Source organism: Synechococcus sp. RS9907, from assembly GCF_014279615.1.
Lineage (GTDB): Bacteria > Cyanobacteriota > Cyanobacteriia > PCC-6307 > Cyanobiaceae > Parasynechococcus.
The window spans coordinates 1,542,044-1,556,961 of sequence record NZ_CP047944.1; the positions used below are offsets into that span (position 1 = coordinate 1,542,044).

A 14,918-nucleotide genomic window follows, 5' to 3' on the forward strand; every position below is an offset into this window, starting at 1 on the left:
ATGCAGCTTTGCCTGGGGGATTTAGGTTCTCAGGCACCGAATTCGATCAGCCCGTTGCAAGCGGCCCTGGCGACCCGAGAAAACAGCCTGCGTGTCGGCATCGACAGCTTCTGGGCCCCCCTGGCGATGTTCACCACCCAGGATCTGGCGCTGCGCTTTCAATTCCGTGAGCGTCTGGTGCTCAACCCAGAGCATCTGCCCCATCAGGGCCCGGTGCTGCTGGCACCGACACACCGCGCCCGCTGGGATGCCCTGATGCTGCCCATGGCCGCTGGCCGTCGGGTCAGTGGACGCGACTGCCGCTTCATGGTGACCACCACCGAAATGCGGGGGCTGCAGGGCTGGTTCCTACAACGGCTCGGCTGCTTCCCGGTGGACCAAGGACGGCCGTCGATGACCACCCTGCGTCTGGCCATCGACCTGCTGGCCGACGGACAGCAAGTGGTGATGTTCCCCGAAGGCAGGATTCACCGGCAGGATGCGGCGATTGAGCTGCGGCCCGGCCTGGTGCGTCTGGCCCAACTGGCCCAGAGCCGCGGCGTTTCCGTTCCTGTGGTTCCCGTTGGCTTGGGCTACAGCCAGGCCCCACCCAGACCCTTCAGCCGGGCAGCGCTCTGTTTCGGGGCACCGCTCAGCGTGCCCGCCAAGGGAGATCGCGACGCGACGCGGCAGTTCAACAGCGAACTCGCTGCGGCGATGCATACGGCTGAACAAGCGGCCCGTGCTGCCGTTGGCCGACCGCTTCAGAGCTTCTAAAGTCCGCCCACGTTTTCTTGCTGGTCTCATGGGTTGTCGCGCATTGCTGACGACTGCTGCACTGGTGGCAACCCTGGGCGTTAGCGCAGCTCCCGGCATCGCCCAAACCTCAGCCGAGAACCGCGTTCTGGCTCAGAGCCAGGGTGGATTCAACCCGGCGGCCGTTCGTTCGATGCTGGCTGAGGGCGATGCAGCCGCCAGCCGGGGGGACCTGGCCGAGGCGCGGGCCGATTACGACAAAGCCCGCAAAGCCTCCAAGCAACTCCTGGCCTTCTACCGCGACCTGAGTGGTGCCTTTCGGGGGCTTGATGCTCGGATCCCCCGCGAGATGGACACCAAGGGGCGTGAAGCCCTGGAACTTCTGGCGGAAACCAACCTCCGCCTGGCAGCCCTGTTCCGCCGTCAGAATCAGCCCGAAGTGGCTGTTCCGGTTCTTGTCGAGGTGGTCAAGCTGATGACGCCGGCCAAGCCTCAGGGTCAGAAGGCCTATCAGAGCCTGCTGGAACTGGGCTTCGTTGAAACCGAATTCCGGGGTGCATCGGCTGCCGGCCAATGAGCCGGTCTGTCAGCATCTGAGCCAGTTCCCTTTTGCACAACCGCCGCCATGGTGCAGCCGGATGCCGTTGAAGCCGCGATCCAACAGGTCATTCCCGACGCCAACGTCACCGTTGAAGACCTCACCGGTGGCGGTGATCACCTCCAGGTGACGGTGGTGTCGTCCGCTTTTGCTGGCCTTTCACGCATCCGTCAGCATCAAATGGTGTATGGCGCGCTGCAGCAGGAATTGGCCAGCGAAGCGATTCACGCCCTCGCCCTCAACACCTCAACCCCTTCGGACGCTGCGTCCGCTTAACGCCAACTCACGCTCAACGATGGACCCCTCCACCAAAGCTCGCATTGAAACTCTGGTCGCTTCCAGCCCGATCTTCGTGTTCATGAAGGGCTCCAAGCTGATGCCCCAGTGCGGATTCTCAAACAATGTGGTTCAGATCCTGCACTCCCTCGGTGTGGCATTCGAGACATTCGACGTTCTCTCTGATCCAGAGATTCGTCAGGGAATCAAAGAATTTTCCAGCTGGCCCACTATTCCCCAGGTGTATGTGAAAGGGGAATTCATCGGCGGTTCCGACATCCTGATCGAGATGTACAACTCCGGCGAACTTCGCGAAAAGCTGGAAATCGCCCTCGCCAGTTAAGTCAGTAGCCCTGGGGATGGCGCATATACAAGGTGCTCACATCCCCGTCAGGGCCGATAAAGCTGGAGGGATCCAGGATCCAGCGATCGATCAATTGTTCGAGGCGATGCTGAGAGCGGGGATCCAGCGATCCTGACTTCCGCAATGCATGCAGGTAGCCGTCGGAGTACAGCCGCAGCTCCGACGGAGTGTGATATCTCGTCGTCAGCTCCTGACAGGCATCGCAGAGCGATTGGAAATGGCGGATGGCTTCAGGGTCGTCGAGTGATGTCATGAGATACAACAGCAGCCCCTGCTACCAGCCTGCCAGGAATTTCGGCTTAGCGTAGGTGCGCCATGGCCGATCCAGTGACTTCCACTCCCCACGACCTCACGGCGGAAGCATCTGCAGCCAGCTCCGATCCGGTGGTGATGCCAAGCGCCAGCACCGGTCAGGAACCTTCGCGAGTGTTGGTGGTCGAGCCACACCCCACCCTGCGCACGGTGCTGGTGCAGCGGCTGCGTCAGGACGGTCATCTCACCGCAGCAGTGGCCAATGCCGCTGAAGCCTTGGATGTTTGCCAAGAACAGTCACCCGATCTCCTGGTGAGTGCAGAACTGCTGGAGCGCAGCTCCGCCCTGCGCTTGGCGGAGCAGCTGCGTTGCCCGGTGATTGTGCTGACTGCACGGGCCGGAGCCGAACCGGTGGTGGGCCTGCTGGATGACGGTGCCGACGATGTGCTGCGCAAACCCTTTGGCCTTGAGGAACTGGCCGCCCGCTGCCGCACCCTGCTTAAGCGGGGGCACAGCGGTCTGCAGGAGCGGGTCACCGTTGGGCCGCTGGAGGTGCATCTGCTCCTCCGCCAAGTGACGCTGCGGGAGCAGCCGGTGGAGCTCAGCCCCCGCGAATTTGCCCTGCTTTGCGCGCTGTTGATGCCGCCTGGGTTGGTGCGCAGCCGACAGGAACTGCTGCGAATGGCCTGGCCTCCCTTCAGCGGTGGCCCCCGTTCGGTGGACACTCAGGTACTGACCCTGCGCCGCAAGCTGGAGCAGGCCGGTCTTGGCGAGGGCGGTGGAATCACCACCGTGCGTCAGCGGGGCTATCGCTTCAGCCTCGACAATCTGCCGGCCAGCTGAATCAAGTGGATTCATTCCAGTCAGCGACTGGAATTCTGAGGTCAGGACCCATCAACGCCACCCCGAAGCAACCTTGGCGCTCAAGCCCTTGGAAGAGCCTTAATCCGTCTTTTGATGACGCAGGGCCTGCTTCAGTTGAGCCTCTTTGGTCGGGACCAGATGGTGCGAGGTCACCCAACCCAATTCACAGAGGTGATTCACGCAAACTTTGAGCTGAACCGTTCCGCAGGGGAGGTTGGTGAGTTCGGTTGTCATCCGATCGGAACAACTGCATTGATTTCAACGTCTGAGCGACCCATGGCAACGCCCGACATCTGGACAAAATCCAGAGTTTTTTGCAGGAGCGTCTTCATTGCTTGATCAGCGCAGCCGGGTCAACATGGCGCTGTCGACACCCGGGAGCCCCCGCCGTGATCGGATTAACCAGGCTCTATTGCAACAAGGGAGAGAGATTTCTCCTCATCGATGTTGCCTCTGAAGAGGCTCCCACACGAGCCGAAGAGCTGCTCAACGAGGGCTGGGAGATCGAAGCGGCAATACCGGTCTGACGCGAGACAGCGTTTTACGTCCGGATTGGGAGTGGCTGGTGGGATGACGTCCCTGGAATGGGGGAGCTGCGCTGGTGAACAAATCCCTCAAACGGGGGAGTTGCTCTCAGACAGGAACGGAGATGGTGTGTTCACAGAGGAGAACACCAAGCTCGAATGCTCACCATCGCCCACATGCAAGTGGATTGCTGATGCCTGAACGATGGCGTTAAAGAAACACGGGGGCATTGATGTTGTCGCCCTCCATCTCCCGACCAAACCTCACACACTCCACCCCGTCAGCACTGGCGGGGTTTTCTAGTGAAAGAAACAGCTCTGATCAGCCTGGATAACCCGCCGGCCAACTGATCCAGCCCTGGGCCAGCGCCAGAGACGTGACCAGTTCGCCGGCGATCATGAGCACGGCCAATCCAGCCAAGAGCTGATACGTCCAGGGCGGCGTGAGTCGGCCGATGCCCTTGGTCGACACAGGGGTGTTGGCGGCCAGCAGCTCCAGGAATCGATCGAAGCGCTCAATGCGTTGCGGCAGGAGCTGGTGGCGCAGATCGACTGCCTTCACGTAATACACCGTTCCCCCCTGACTGGTGCCAACGGGAACGAGGGCCCGAATGTCCTGCCAACGCATGGACCAGCCGCGCCGCAGCAACCAGCGGATCCAGGCGGGGTAACGCACCTGAATGCCCTCGGCATCGGTCTCCACTCGTTCACTCAACAGACCGATCACCAACACCAAGCCCAACAACAGCCCTGCCACCATCAGCCAGCGCGACTCCGCAGGGGCCAGCAATGGCAAGGGCAGCACCAAGGCCCCATACAGGCTGAGCAGGGTGAATCGGATCAGGGGCGATAACCCGAAGCGTTCGATGCCGTTCATCGGTCGTCTGGAGAACCCGGCAGCGGTTCAATTAGTTCAGACGGTTGGTAGGCGCCACCAAACACCTCCTGTTCACGCCCCTTCCAGAACTGACCAAGCCGCATCAGATCGGCATGGGCCTCCTGCACCTTCTCGAGGTACAGCTGAGGATCCATCGAATCCTTGGCTTCCTTGAGCTTCTTGAGCCGCAGCATCTGCAGATTCCAGGGCTTGGTCAGCTCTCCCCTCTGCTCGAGGTAGCGGGCCAGGTCGTCCGACGACGGCTGAAACTCAGGCGGCATCCCAACTCCTACGGAAGGTCACGCTAGGCAGAAGATCAGGCCGGCAGCGCCCAGGGGTTCAGGCCGAGGTCGGCCCCAACCCGATGGGCACAGGCAAACCCACTGAAGGCCACAGCGTTGAGGCCCTGGCCGGGGAAACAGGAATCACCCACGCAGTAGAGGTTTTTCAATCCCGTGCGGTTGAACGGCATCGGCAGCAGTCCCGGCAGTTGCATCGCCGGAATCGGGCCGTAACTGCCCTGAAAGCGACCCAGAAAACGCCGGTGGCTGCGGGGCGTACCGATCTCCTTGTGGGTGATGGCATCGGCGAGGCCGGGAAGGATCGCCTCCAGGCGCTGGATCAACCGTGCCGCATCCGCCTCCTTTTTCTCGCGGTACTGGCTGGGGGTCAGTCCCTGCCAGGCCTCCATCGATGAAGGCGTGAAGGTGTGAACGATGTGATGCCCGGCCGGGGCCAGATCCGGATCCAGCAGCGAGGGCATCGACACGAAGATCACCCCCTGCTCGTCCTCCATCCGGTTCCAGTCTTCGAGCAGAAGGTGATGGCAGTGGGTGCCAGCCGGAATCAGGTCAGCCCGAACCCCCAGATGCAGCGAAAGGAACGAAGGGGAAGGCACATAACGCTTGCGCCAGAACTGCTCCTTGCCCGGCGTGTGGGCGGCATTCACCAGAGATTGGCCGGAGCGACGCTGCTCATCCCCCGCTCCCGAGAAGGTGTCCCAGCGGGTGGCATTGGAGATCACACGCTTGGCGCGGATGACCTCGCCATCGGCCAGCTTCACGCCAACCGCCTGATCGTTCTCGATCAACACCTCGGTGACTCGGGCCTTGTAGCGAATGGCGCCGCCGTGACGTTCCAATCCCTTCACCAGCTTTTCGGCGATCACGCCGACGCCTCCTTTGGGGTAGTTGATCCCGCCCGCATGCCGATCGGAAAACACCATGCCGGCATTGATCATCGGCGTGCGATCCGCCGGCATCACCGACCAGCAGAAGCACTCGATGTCGATGAACTTGAGCAGCTGCTCGTCTTTGATGTGCTGGCGGGCCACCGCACCGACGTTGAACGGAAGCCAGCGGGCCAGCCCCAGACAGGCCAGTGGTGCCTTGAAGAACACCTTGGTGAGGTAGGCCGGATCCTCCAGCGAGAGAAGCGGCATGGCATCGAGGCAATTGAACACCTGCCAGCAGGTGTCGTAGAAGCGGCGGATCCCCTTCGCCTCATGGGGAAACCGCGCCGTGAGGTCGGCGATGAACTGCTCGTAGTCGCGGTCCACCGCGATGCGCAGCCCACCGGGCATGTGGTACTCGAGCTGGGCGGGGTCGGGGATGGTGTCGCACTGCTCCCCCACATCGGCCAGGGCCCTGGTGAGCAGGTTGGTGAAACCCTTCTTGCCGAAGCCGAAGATCATCGAGGCCCCCACATCGAAGGTGTAGCCCTCGCGCTTGAAGGCACCACCACTTCCACCGGGGATCAGATACCGCTCCAAGACGAGGGTCTTGGCTCCCTTGGCCGCCAACTGACTGGCGGTGACCAAACCACCGATGCCTGAACCGATCACAACGGCATCCCACTGCTGGTTCTCGCTCATGGCATCGCTTCTTTGGGGGTGACGCTAAGGGGCCGTCTGCGGCCTTGGATCCTGGCGGTGGATCGGCGGCATCACCGTGAGGATCACCTCGGAACGCACCGGACGTCCGAGTTCGGCACTGCAGCGGGCATCGATGTGATGGCGCAACCCATCAATCACGCGACTTTCCTGGGGCTGCAGCGGATTGATGTAGACCACGACAAAGGCCGTGCGGCCGAGCTGCTGCACCGTGAAATCCATCATCTGCAGCTGAAGCCCCACCAGCTCCTGCATCAACACCATGCGGGTGCGCTGGAGCACATCCGGGTCGGCGGCACAGCCCGCGGCCTGGGCCATGGCATCCCGCAGCGCCGCCAGCGGTTCACGCAGCAAGGCCAGGCTCACCGCCAGCACCAGCAGGGCATCGGTGATCGGCGCAAGGGCAGACAAAGGCGTTGCCAAGAGCAGCGGCGACGCCAGCAGGGCCAGACCCGTGGCCAGGGTGATCACCGCATCGATCCGAGCATTGCGGGCCTCTGTGAGCAGCAGCAGCGACACCCGACCCGTGCGGCGCCAATCCCGGCGGTGCCGCCAGGCCAGCAATCCACACAGTGCCGTCATCAAAGCGGTGTAGAGCCCCACCGGCTCCAGATGCAGCGGCGCAATGCTGTTCCCCCGCCACCAATCGATCAAGGTGGAGCAGGAGCTGCCGACGCCAAAGCCGATCACCCCGAGCAGCACCAGGGAGCGAAACAGCACATACAGGGCTTCCTGGCCTTCGTAGCCGTAGGGCCAGGCTCGATCCGGTGGCCGCACCACGTTTCGGCTGATGCGACTGGCAATCAAGGACGACCCCACCAACACGGCGGAATAAAGGCCGTCCAACAGCAGGGCGGAGGATCCGGTGAGCACATGGGCGGAAAACCCAGCCAGGGCCATCACTGCGTTGGCTCCAACACCGAAGCGCAGGGAGCGCTGTTCGATCCGGCGAGCCTCCGCAGGGGTTGTCATGCCGTCACGGTCTGGGGTTGGAGGGCCCGCATCGGCTCCAAGTCCTGCAGGGCACGATCGCGGTAGGCGCCATAGCGCGCTCGCTTGTCGCGAATGCGTTCCGGCAGCTCCGGCAACAAACCGAAATTGGGGGGCATCGGCTGGAACTTGGCCGTTGGTGCCTCGCTGACGAAATGGGTGAGGGCTCCACTCATGCATGTGGCCGGCAGATCAATGGGCTCCAGGCCCAGGGCCAGCCGGGCCGCATTGGTGCCGGCCAACCAGCCACCGGCCACGGCGGCGGCATAGCCCTCGGTGCCGGTGATCTGGCCTGCCGCCAGGAGGTTGGAGCGCTGGCGGAACTGCAGGGTGGGCTGCAGCAGCTGCGGCGACTCCAGGAAGGTGTTGCGGTGCATCACCCCGAAGCGCACGAATTCCGCCTGGCCCAGCCCGGGGATCATCTGGAGAACTCGCTTCTGCTCACCCCATTTGAGATTCGTCTGGAAACCCACCAGATTCCAGAGGCGCCCATCCTTGTCTTCCTGCCGTAGCTGCACCACCGCGTAGGCGCGCTTGGCCCGGCGCACATCGCGATCGTTCACATCGCCCCAACGGGGATCCCAGAGCCCGATCGGCTTCAGGGGGCCATAACGCATGGTGTCTTCACCACGACGCGCCAACTCCTCAATCGGCAGGCAGCCTTCAAAAAAGGTGGCGTCGTTCTTGTCGAAGTCTTTGAGTTCCGCCTGTTCCGCCTCCAGCAGGGCCTGGCGGAACGCCAGGTACTGCTCCTTGTCCATTGGACAGTTGATGTAGTCGGCATCCCCCTTGTCGTAGCGGCTGGCGCGGAAGGCCACCGACAGATCGATGCTGTCCCCATGCACGATCGGACTGGCCGCATCAAAGAAGTGGCAGTCGGCACGGCCGGTGAACTGGCGCAGATCCTCCGCCAACGGTTCACTCGTGAGCGGCCCCGTCGCCAAAACGGTGATCGCATCCTCCGGCGGTAGAGCCTGCTGCTCACGCCGTTCAATCGTGACCAGAGGATGCTGGTCGAGAGCTTCCGTGAGGGCAGCGCTGTAGCGACCGCGATCAACCGCCAAGGCTCCGCCGGCCGGCACGGCATGGGTGTCGGCCGTGCCGATCACCAAAGAGCCAAGCCTGCGAAGTTCTTCCTGCAGCAAGCCTGCGGCACGGTCGCTGCTCAGAGCGCCAAAGCTATTGCTGCACACCAATTCAGCGAAATCACTGCTGTGGTGCGCAGGGGAGCGTCGAATCGGACGCATCTCCACCAGAGTGACCGCAACACCTGCTCGGGCGATCTGCCAAGCCGCCTCGGTACCGGCCAGACCGGCACCAAGAACGGTGACATGGGGAGATTGAGACAAACGGCTGCGTCAAGCAGCCTTCAGCCTACGAAGCTCGCTTGCCTGGATCAGGCGCGGCTGCGCTTGAGCATCAGCTGCAGTTGACCCACAGCCGCACGGCCGATGTTGAAAGCAGCCCAGCTGACGGCGGCCAAGATCGGGGCAACCACCAGGAACAGGCGGGCATCGATACCCAGAACCTGGCCCGTGGTGATCACGCTGAAGGCCGAGTAACCGACGATCACCAGGATGAGGACCAGACCGATGGCAACTCGGACCATTCTTGAAAACGGAAATCTGTGTCGCCGATCTTACGGACTTCTCCGTTGATCCCACGACCTTCCTTGAAAGCTGATCGAATTCGCAGCAATCAGAGGAGTGCGTTCAAGGCCTGATCCGGGCGTGGGATGCCGCCAATTGCGCGTAGCGCCGGGCATGGCAGCGCTGTTCATCAATCGACTCAGGCGACAACTCCCGCTTCACCGCCGCTGGCGCGCCCATCACAAGGGTTCCGGGAGGCACATCCTTGGTGACAACAGAACCAGCAGCCACCAGGGCGCCTGCACCGACGGTGACGCCATTGAGAACGATGGCCCCAATGCCCACCAGGCATCCATCCTCGAGCGTGGCGCCGTGGATGACAGCCCTGTGACCCACGGTGACATCAGCACCGAGGCGAACCGGCTGTCCGGGATCGCCATGGAGCACGGCACCGTCTTGAACATTGCTGCCCGCTCCGATGCTGATCTGCTCGAGATCTCCGCGCGCAACGGCCGTGGGCCAGAGGCTGCTGCCCGCTGCCATCTGCACATTGCCAATCACGACAGCGGATTCTGCAACCCAGGCGTTGGCATCAATCTGAGGATCGGGCCAGGGCTTGGGGCCAGTCATGACCATCGTTCAGCAGCCACCAGTCTCCCCGGCGACCTGAGTGATAACCTCATTTGGTGCCGAAATGGCATGCCCAAGCGGGCACGGGTCGCTAGCTCAGCGGTAGAGCATCCGGCTTTTAACCGGCTGGTCCTGAGTTCGAATCTCAGGCGACCCATATCAACGATTTGATGTCGTCTCGTGACTCAACCGAGCCGACGACCGAGCGGCTGTTAGAAAGCCGTGAATCTCTGATCAGGCCAACAGTTCGGATGGCGTATTTCGCATTCTTTGGCGTCACGATTCTTCTGGCATTGCTGGGTGGTTTGTTTTCTCGAGTGGCCGCAGAGCGCTACTGGATGTGATCGGCGGCAGGGGCTTCAGCGAACGTGGCTGAGGTTGATCTCGCCGTTATCGGTGCAGGACTGGCTGGCTGCAGCCTGATTGGCAGGCTCCAGCAGCTGAGGTCAGATCTCAACATCGTTGTGATTGAGGCTGGCCGGGGGCCAGGTGGCCGTACGGCCACACGCAGAAGGCGCGACCAAATCGGTTGGCTGCTCAACCATGGAGCACCGGGATTTGGCCTGAGTGAATCCATGCCCGAGGGCATGGAAGCTCTGCTTGCGCCGTTGCGCTCAGCGGGTGTTCTTCAGCGTGACGAGCGAGCTGTGCTTTCTCTCAACGCCCAAGGGGATTTGTCTCCGGCCAACAGCCCAGACGCCTGTCCAGATGGTGGCTGGTGGCATGGTGTTCCCAGCATGGCAAGCATCTGCGTAGGGCTGCTCGATACAGCTGGCCCTGTGCAACTGAGCCGCCAATTCGAAACCCGTGTGCGCTGGCTGGAGCGACGCCGGGACCATTGGCTGCTGGAGAACGAGGATCGAAGCTGGAGCCTCAGGGCCAAGCACCTTGTGCTCAGTGGAACCCTGCTGGCCCATCCCCGCTCTCTGAAGATGCTGGCCTGGGATGACGTCCCCCTGCGCACAGCCGTTGCAGAAGGCGTGGATGACGACCTCGACAAGGCATTGAGCCTGCTGAAACACAGCCAAGCCGAAGTGCGCTGGAACCTGATGGTGGATCTGGGCGTGCTCGCGCTCAAGGCTGAAGAGCTGCCTGCTCAGATTTGGTTGGACGACGCCGCCAAGGCGCGCTGGAAGGTGGAACGCCTCGTGCTGCAGCCGCAAAGCGATGGACGCTGGGGGCTTGTGGTGCATGGACTGGATTCCGGGGAAGCAATCACGCCCGAAAGCCAGGCGCACCTGCTGGCTCAGGAGCAACAGCGCCTGGTGGAGCTGTTGCCCGAACTGCTGCAAGCCCTGCCGGTTGTTTCAGCTGCGTTGAACCAAGCGACGCCGTTGGGTGTGATGCGCTGGGGCGCCTCACGGCCCCTCAACAACCCCTTGCCACAAGAACTGCAGTGGTGCCCCACCAGCGCCGTGGGGTTCTGTGGCGACTGGATTGCAGGGACTCGCTTCGGTAGAGCAGAGGGAGCGATCAGCAGCGGCGTCAACCTGGCTGAACAGCTGCACGCTGACCGCTAATCTCTATGTGCGCCGGGGAGTGGCGCAGTTTGGTAGCGCGCTTGCTTTGGGAGCAAGATGCCGCAGGTTCGAATCCTGTCTCCCCGATGCGATCAAAAACCAGTCCCCAGCTGGTGTTTAAACCGTCCCGCAAGGGGCGGTTTTTTTGCTCTCCCTGCTCAAGCAAGCTGCTTGAACGGGCTTCTCACTGCGCGGTGGTGCCAGAAATCCCAATGCCCCACCCTCGTCCAGGTCGCAGACGTGGACAACGGCCATATCAACTGACTCAACGCTGACCTGGCCACCCACATCGCGCCAAGGGCCTGAATTGAAATTGCCCCTGTTAAGCCATCCAAGGATTTGTTACGAGGCGAACTCTTTGTCTCAATTCGCCTAGTCGGGACTCATCTTGTTGTCTATTTGTTGGATCAGCGGAGATCAAGAGCATGAAAGGAACCAAGACCAGACTCACCACCGCTCCAGAGGGCTTCGAGTACTACAGGGTTTGCGACCAGGAAGGGGTCTGCCAAGTCGTCAGAGGCATGTGGGCAGCACAGCACCTCACAGAAGACATCCGTGAACTGAGCGCCACCAAAACAAAGTATTCAGATGATTGGGTTTAGGACTCTGAACGACAAACCGCTTCCCCCCACACAAGGGCGATGGCATACGCCAAAAAGAGGAGATTGAACAAATCGAAAGAGCACTGGCAGCTCTGACGACCACCGAGGAAAGGCCCTGAACGAATTGACAGGACTTTGATCTTCGTGATGAAGAGATTCCTGGTGCCGTCACGCGCCGGAGTTTTTTCTTGCCCCTACCAGCAATGAAACGCGCTCCGTTGGTGGCTCAGATGATCTCTTTACGGCCGACCTTGATCTTGGCTTTGGCAGATACAAGACCAAAAATCAGCAGGATCAGAAGCCCCGCATTCACGCCAACGAAAAACATTGTGTCCATGACTTCAAGATGGCTTTGCTCGTCATAAGGAAAGCGAACAAAACAGCCCATCGGTCAAAAGACTCATTCAGCTCCGAAGAAAGAAGAAATCTTCGGCTGATCTTGGGAGATCTTGCAAGACCAACTACAACTGCCAATCGCCATCGCCATCAGTGCAGTCCCTCCCTTGCAACTCTTGCAAACGCGCCAAGAGCTCTGGATCACCAACAATCTGCCGGCGGCATCCGTCTTCACCCATGTAGGTCAGATGCCCATCGGCATCGATGACCAGCGCGGTCATGGGGGTGACTGGAGACGTCTCGTCGATGGCGATGCGCTCCTGCTTCAGATCCACCCATTCTGCGTCCTCTCAGCGCACAAGCCAAAAGCCATGCCCAAACAGAACAAGAGTGGCCAGCTGCAAGGGCTGCGTTCCTCTATGAAGGTTGCGATGGACTGGCACCTTTCCAAACGCATGACTGATCAACAAGGCAAAGACAGGACCTACTGGATTGATGAGATCGCCTTCCTGGAGGCACGTTTAAACGGCAGTCAGGGCGACATCGACAGCGAAGACCGAGCAGCCTGCGAGGAAGCCCTCAAGGCAGCGAAAGCGAACTTGGCTGCCTCTCGGTGAACCCGGGGCTGACGGAGGCCCGAGCCACAACTAGGGTTTGAAGGTGAGAGGGAGACCTCTTCGGGCGTGGTTGCTTGATTTGGTGGGTGGTGTCACGACCTACTGCCTCTCTCACACCTCTTGATCAAGGCTGATTGGTCACGGCTGAACCAGGCCCCTCTCCTTGGCATAACTCTTGTAGTGATTGGGAAATTCATCGGCCAGCCGAGCAAGCACATCACTTGAAAAGCCCATTTGCTCGTTCACTTCATCAAAAACCGATGCAAAACAGCTCTCACACCTGATTTCAAGACAAAGCTCATCCCAGCTCGTGCCTTGTTTCTTGAAACTGGCCACAAGCTCTTTAAAGGTCACGAGAAACAGAGTGTTCTGCTGCGGACAAGCTTAGAGGCAATGACAACAACCAATTTGATGCCAAATAAAATAGGGATTGCCATAGCCTGATGGCTCAAGGCTTTGATGAGCAAACATTGAAGGATGAAACGATTGCTGCAGCTGCTTCGGCAATGGGCTGGCCAACGGGAGAAACCTCCGTTGCATACACCCGAAGAGTTGGAGTGCTTTAAAACAGATGCGATCGACAATCGCGGCAAGCACTACTGATGCAGGGGGCAACTGAACTGGCACTACTCGCCCTGGCGTTTGTCGGGCTTCAGCTCTGGTGGCTCAGCAAGGTCTTTTTGAATCGACCACGGCAACCAAGGCCGCTGGGCAAACCCATCAGGGCGAATTCGCTTCAAAACGAGCGAACTGCCCTGCAAAAGATCTTTGATCAATCCTGAGAACCGCCAAACCTTGGGATCGAACTAGGGACAAACACCGATGCCTGATGCGATCTGAACAATCAGCGTGGTGCATCAGCAACAACAGCCATGGCACTGATTTGTTGTGCGCAGTGTGGTCACATGCACTCGAGCCTGAGAGGAGACTGCCCCCAGTGCCATCTACAAAGACGCCTATGGTCTCCCCAGGCGTTGTCAGAACGGATCAAACCAATGCCGATCAACACCAAGGAGTGACCACCATGGCCTTTGAAGCCCCCCCAGCAGAGGGACGTCAGTGCATCAGCTGCGGTGACATCAAACCTCTGAATTTCTTTGGGTTGGATCAACAGGAGTGCCGGAACTGTGAATCAAGTCGACGCCAACAGGGCATCAAACAAAACGCCAATGATTCCGTCGAGGAGGCTTGAATCAAACCGAGCCTCAATGAGCATATGCACCAATGTTCAATTGATATCCATGGGCTATCACATGGGTAGCGTTGCAAAGAGGTGTCATGGGCAAGGTTCTTTCAGCAGCAAAGTGGTCATTCGAACTACTTGGCCAACGCATCACTGCACTTCGTCTTAAAAAGAGCTTTTCAGAATCAAGGATTTACAGTGACTGGGCTTATGACGAATCACAGATGAAAGAGGCCGATTTTGGCAAGCGTGAGCAGAAATCTCATCTCGAATACGATTGCTGAAACCACAAGCTGATTCATCAGAACCAAAAACAGCGGCTTAACAGGCATCCAACCAAAGCCTTGAATGGCGAACTGACCAGCCTGAGAGAAAGGTTGGCAATTTGCGCCCAAGTCTCCTAGAACGCTGTTCAGCATCGTTGTTGCAATGGCCTTGATTCCCCGCTGGCAGTTCATGACTGACAGCAGCAAAGCCATGGTGAAGCGATCTGCGATCACACTTGTGGTCGTCCTGATTGGATTAACACTGCTGCGCGCAATCTTTCCCTGGATCCTGCTTGGCCTTGCCCTTTATGGTGCCTGGTGCCTGTTGAACCGGAAATAACCGATGAGCGATGACTCAACCCAAGCCAGACGCACCCTTTATCTCTGGGCCCTTGGCCTCAACGTTGTCGCTTGGGGCGGATACCTCGTTCTAACCAAAGTGATGGGTATCGATTTTGAATCGATTCGGCAAGCCAGATTGGCTGGTTGAGGTCCCATCCCCCAAGATCGATCTCACTGGTTCGACCACTGCGCCGCTCCGAGATGCCCGCGAGACCGGATAAGAATCCTGATTCCCCCAGCACAAATCCACGAGATCGCGTCATAACCTCCTCTTAATGAGAAGGCTGTTCCGTGAATCGCCCCCTAACGCAAGACTTCGAGGCTGATTCGTCCCCAAGGAAGAGGCGATCCGAGAGATTGACCAGACAGAAAACGGTGCAGCAGATCTGCGGCCAGGCCCTTGCGTGGTTTGGACTAGCTGTTCTCGGGGTCTCTCTTTATAAATTCATCAGCGCTTTTTGG

General features: G+C 60.0%; 22 protein-coding genes and 2 tRNA genes. 11 read left to right on the top strand and 13 right to left on the bottom strand.

Features of this window, described 5'->3' with window-relative positions; translation table 11 throughout:
* The 4 genes from SynRS9907_RS08475 to grxD are packed head-to-tail and all read left to right on the top strand — an operon-like array spanning position 1 to position 1,952.
* Positions 1 to 756 carry a 1-acyl-sn-glycerol-3-phosphate acyltransferase gene (locus SynRS9907_RS08475; protein WP_188020672.1) on the top strand — a complete coding sequence of 252 codons (756 nt, stop codon included), beginning with the start codon at positions 1 to 3 and terminating at the stop codon, positions 754 to 756.
* 28 nt (positions 757 to 784) lie between these two features.
* Positions 785 to 1,312 carry a hypothetical protein gene (locus SynRS9907_RS08480; RefSeq protein ID WP_188020673.1) on the top strand — a complete coding sequence of 176 codons (528 nt, stop codon included), beginning with the start codon at positions 785 to 787 and terminating at the stop codon, positions 1,310 to 1,312.
* A 48-nt stretch (positions 1,313 to 1,360) separates the two neighbouring features.
* A complete protein-coding gene (locus tag SynRS9907_RS08485; protein ID WP_114987834.1) occupies positions 1,361 to 1,609 on the top strand; it encodes a BolA family protein in 249 nt (82 codons plus the stop codon).
* Between the two features lie 19 nt (positions 1,610 to 1,628).
* Complete coding sequence (grxD, locus tag SynRS9907_RS08490) at positions 1,629 to 1,952, top strand: Grx4 family monothiol glutaredoxin (protein ID WP_006851683.1); 324 nt, start codon at positions 1,629 to 1,631, stop codon at positions 1,950 to 1,952.
* Position 1,953: 1 nt separating this feature from the next.
* Here grxD and SynRS9907_RS08495 read toward each other — a convergent pair whose 3' ends face one another.
* Complete coding sequence (locus tag SynRS9907_RS08495) at positions 1,954 to 2,226, bottom strand: DUF6761 family protein (RefSeq protein ID WP_115082587.1); 273 nt, start codon at positions 2,224 to 2,226, stop codon at positions 1,954 to 1,956.
* Between the two features lie 74 nt (positions 2,227 to 2,300).
* Here SynRS9907_RS08495 and SynRS9907_RS08500 point away from each other — a divergent pair, with 74 nt between their 5' ends.
* Complete coding sequence (locus SynRS9907_RS08500) at positions 2,301 to 3,068, top strand: response regulator transcription factor (RefSeq protein WP_188022408.1); 768 nt, start codon at positions 2,301 to 2,303, stop codon at positions 3,066 to 3,068.
* 99 nt (positions 3,069 to 3,167) lie between these two features.
* Here SynRS9907_RS08500 and SynRS9907_RS08505 read toward each other — a convergent pair whose 3' ends face one another.
* The 8 genes from SynRS9907_RS08505 to SynRS9907_RS08540 all read right to left on the bottom strand — a co-directional run bounded on the left by SynRS9907_RS08505 (position 3,168) and on the right by SynRS9907_RS08540 (position 9,590).
* Entirely contained in the window at positions 3,168 to 3,323 is a 156-nt protein-coding gene (locus SynRS9907_RS08505) for a hypothetical protein (RefSeq protein WP_188020674.1), read from the bottom strand.
* A 612-nt stretch (positions 3,324 to 3,935) separates the two neighbouring features.
* The gene (locus tag SynRS9907_RS08510) at positions 3,936 to 4,490 is read right to left on the bottom strand and encodes a hypothetical protein (protein WP_188020675.1); all 555 of its coding nucleotides are present in this window, start codon (positions 4,488 to 4,490) and stop codon (positions 3,936 to 3,938) included.
* Positions 4,487 to 4,771 (bottom strand): hypothetical protein, encoded by a 285-nt coding sequence (locus tag SynRS9907_RS08515; protein WP_188020676.1) that lies wholly within the window; start codon positions 4,769 to 4,771, stop codon positions 4,487 to 4,489. The genes SynRS9907_RS08510 and SynRS9907_RS08515 overlap by 4 nt, the downstream gene beginning before the upstream one ends.
* Positions 4,772 to 4,806: 35 nt before the next feature.
* Positions 4,807 to 6,363: a carotenoid isomerase gene (crtH, locus tag SynRS9907_RS08520; protein WP_188020677.1), complete on the bottom strand. Its 1,557-nt coding sequence runs from the start codon at positions 6,361 to 6,363 to the stop codon at positions 4,807 to 4,809.
* Between the two features lie 24 nt (positions 6,364 to 6,387).
* The gene (locus SynRS9907_RS08525; protein WP_188020678.1) at positions 6,388 to 7,353 is read right to left on the bottom strand and encodes a cation transporter; all 966 of its coding nucleotides are present in this window, start codon (positions 7,351 to 7,353) and stop codon (positions 6,388 to 6,390) included.
* The gene (gene trmFO, locus SynRS9907_RS08530) at positions 7,350 to 8,720 is read right to left on the bottom strand and encodes an FADH(2)-oxidizing methylenetetrahydrofolate--tRNA-(uracil(54)-C(5))-methyltransferase TrmFO (RefSeq protein WP_188020679.1); all 1,371 of its coding nucleotides are present in this window, start codon (positions 8,718 to 8,720) and stop codon (positions 7,350 to 7,352) included. The genes SynRS9907_RS08525 and trmFO overlap by 4 nt, the downstream gene beginning before the upstream one ends.
* Before the next feature lie 47 nt (positions 8,721 to 8,767).
* Positions 8,768 to 8,890 (bottom strand): photosystem II protein Y, encoded by a 123-nt coding sequence (locus SynRS9907_RS08535; RefSeq protein ID WP_025362202.1) that lies wholly within the window; start codon positions 8,888 to 8,890, stop codon positions 8,768 to 8,770.
* A gap of 193 nt (positions 8,891 to 9,083) precedes the next feature.
* Complete coding sequence (locus SynRS9907_RS08540) at positions 9,084 to 9,590, bottom strand: gamma carbonic anhydrase family protein (RefSeq protein WP_255445835.1); 507 nt, start codon at positions 9,588 to 9,590, stop codon at positions 9,084 to 9,086.
* Positions 9,591 to 9,675: 85 nt separating this feature from the next.
* Here SynRS9907_RS08540 and SynRS9907_RS08545 point away from each other — a divergent pair.
* From SynRS9907_RS08545 to SynRS9907_RS08560, 4 genes are all read left to right on the top strand, one after another.
* Positions 9,676 to 9,747: transfer RNA gene (locus SynRS9907_RS08545), tRNA-Lys, on the top strand.
* A gap of 13 nt (positions 9,748 to 9,760) precedes the next feature.
* Entirely contained in the window at positions 9,761 to 9,934 is a 174-nt protein-coding gene (locus SynRS9907_RS08550) for a hypothetical protein (protein WP_188020681.1), read from the top strand.
* Positions 9,935 to 9,958: 24 nt separating this feature from the next.
* The gene (locus SynRS9907_RS08555; protein WP_188020682.1) at positions 9,959 to 11,110 is read left to right on the top strand and encodes an NAD(P)-binding protein; all 1,152 of its coding nucleotides are present in this window, start codon (positions 9,959 to 9,961) and stop codon (positions 11,108 to 11,110) included.
* Between the two features lie 13 nt (positions 11,111 to 11,123).
* Positions 11,124 to 11,197: transfer RNA gene (locus tag SynRS9907_RS08560), tRNA-Pro, on the top strand.
* Between the two features lie 741 nt (positions 11,198 to 11,938).
* On the opposite strand, the gene SynRS9907_RS08565 is transcribed toward SynRS9907_RS08560, so the two are convergent.
* Both SynRS9907_RS08565 and SynRS9907_RS08570 read right to left on the bottom strand, forming a co-directional pair.
* Entirely contained in the window at positions 11,939 to 12,100 is a 162-nt protein-coding gene (locus tag SynRS9907_RS08565) for a hypothetical protein (protein WP_188020683.1), read from the bottom strand.
* Positions 12,101 to 12,173: 73 nt separating this feature from the next.
* Complete coding sequence (locus SynRS9907_RS08570; protein WP_255445836.1) at positions 12,174 to 12,383, bottom strand: hypothetical protein; 210 nt, start codon at positions 12,381 to 12,383, stop codon at positions 12,174 to 12,176.
* A 36-nt stretch (positions 12,384 to 12,419) separates the two neighbouring features.
* Here SynRS9907_RS08570 and SynRS9907_RS08575 point away from each other — a divergent pair, with 36 nt between their 5' ends.
* Positions 12,420 to 12,665, top strand: coding sequence for a hypothetical protein (locus SynRS9907_RS08575; protein WP_255445837.1), 246 nt, complete (start codon positions 12,420 to 12,422; stop codon positions 12,663 to 12,665).
* Positions 12,666 to 12,803: 138 nt separating this feature from the next.
* On the opposite strand, the gene SynRS9907_RS08580 is transcribed toward SynRS9907_RS08575, so the two are convergent.
* Positions 12,804 to 13,001 carry a hypothetical protein gene (locus tag SynRS9907_RS08580; protein WP_255445838.1) on the bottom strand — a complete coding sequence of 66 codons (198 nt, stop codon included), beginning with the start codon at positions 12,999 to 13,001 and terminating at the stop codon, positions 12,804 to 12,806.
* Positions 13,002 to 13,142: 141 nt separating this feature from the next.
* Between SynRS9907_RS08580 and SynRS9907_RS14055 the strand changes: the two genes are divergently transcribed.
* On the top strand, positions 13,143 to 13,268 hold the full coding sequence (locus SynRS9907_RS14055) for a hypothetical protein (RefSeq protein ID WP_255445839.1): 126 nt from the start codon (positions 13,143 to 13,145) through the stop codon (positions 13,266 to 13,268).
* A gap of 798 nt (positions 13,269 to 14,066) precedes the next feature.
* Here SynRS9907_RS14055 and SynRS9907_RS08585 read toward each other — a convergent pair.
* Entirely contained in the window at positions 14,067 to 14,327 is a 261-nt protein-coding gene (locus SynRS9907_RS08585; RefSeq protein WP_188020685.1) for a hypothetical protein, read from the bottom strand.
* Positions 14,328 to 14,918 lie beyond the last annotated feature (591 nt).

Coding starts and splice junctions, on each gene's coding strand:
- SynRS9907_RS08485 (WP_114987834.1), top strand. CDS start 1,361: ATGGTGCAGCCGGATGCCGTTGAAGCCGCGATCCAACAGGTCATTCCC.
- grxD (WP_006851683.1), top strand. CDS start 1,629: ATGGACCCCTCCACCAAAGCTCGCATTGAAACTCTGGTCGCTTCCAGC.
- SynRS9907_RS08550 (WP_188020681.1), top strand. CDS start 9,761: ATGTCGTCTCGTGACTCAACCGAGCCGACGACCGAGCGGCTGTTAGAA.
- SynRS9907_RS08525 (WP_188020678.1), bottom strand. CDS start 7,353: ATGACAACCCCTGCGGAGGCTCGCCGGATCGAACAGCGCTCCCTGCGC.
- SynRS9907_RS08475 (WP_188020672.1), top strand. CDS start 1: ATGCAGCTTTGCCTGGGGGATTTAGGTTCTCAGGCACCGAATTCGATC.
- SynRS9907_RS08510 (WP_188020675.1), bottom strand. CDS start 4,490: ATGAACGGCATCGAACGCTTCGGGTTATCGCCCCTGATCCGATTCACC.
- crtH (WP_188020677.1), bottom strand. CDS start 6,363: ATGAGCGAGAACCAGCAGTGGGATGCCGTTGTGATCGGTTCAGGCATC.
- SynRS9907_RS08495 (WP_115082587.1), bottom strand. CDS start 2,226: ATGACATCACTCGACGACCCTGAAGCCATCCGCCATTTCCAATCGCTC.
- SynRS9907_RS08585 (WP_188020685.1), bottom strand. CDS start 14,327: ATGGCTTTGCTGCTGTCAGTCATGAACTGCCAGCGGGGAATCAAGGCC.
- SynRS9907_RS08505 (WP_188020674.1), bottom strand. CDS start 3,323: ATGACAACCGAACTCACCAACCTCCCCTGCGGAACGGTTCAGCTCAAA.
- SynRS9907_RS08515 (WP_188020676.1), bottom strand. CDS start 4,771: ATGCCGCCTGAGTTTCAGCCGTCGTCGGACGACCTGGCCCGCTACCTC.
- SynRS9907_RS08480 (WP_188020673.1), top strand. CDS start 785: ATGGGTTGTCGCGCATTGCTGACGACTGCTGCACTGGTGGCAACCCTG.
- SynRS9907_RS14055 (WP_255445839.1), top strand. CDS start 13,143: ATGAAACGATTGCTGCAGCTGCTTCGGCAATGGGCTGGCCAACGGGAG.
- SynRS9907_RS08565 (WP_188020683.1), bottom strand. CDS start 12,100: ATGGGCTGTTTTGTTCGCTTTCCTTATGACGAGCAAAGCCATCTTGAA.
- SynRS9907_RS08575 (WP_255445837.1), top strand. CDS start 12,420: ATGCCCAAACAGAACAAGAGTGGCCAGCTGCAAGGGCTGCGTTCCTCT.
- SynRS9907_RS08540 (WP_255445835.1), bottom strand. CDS start 9,590: ATGACTGGCCCCAAGCCCTGGCCCGATCCTCAGATTGATGCCAACGCC.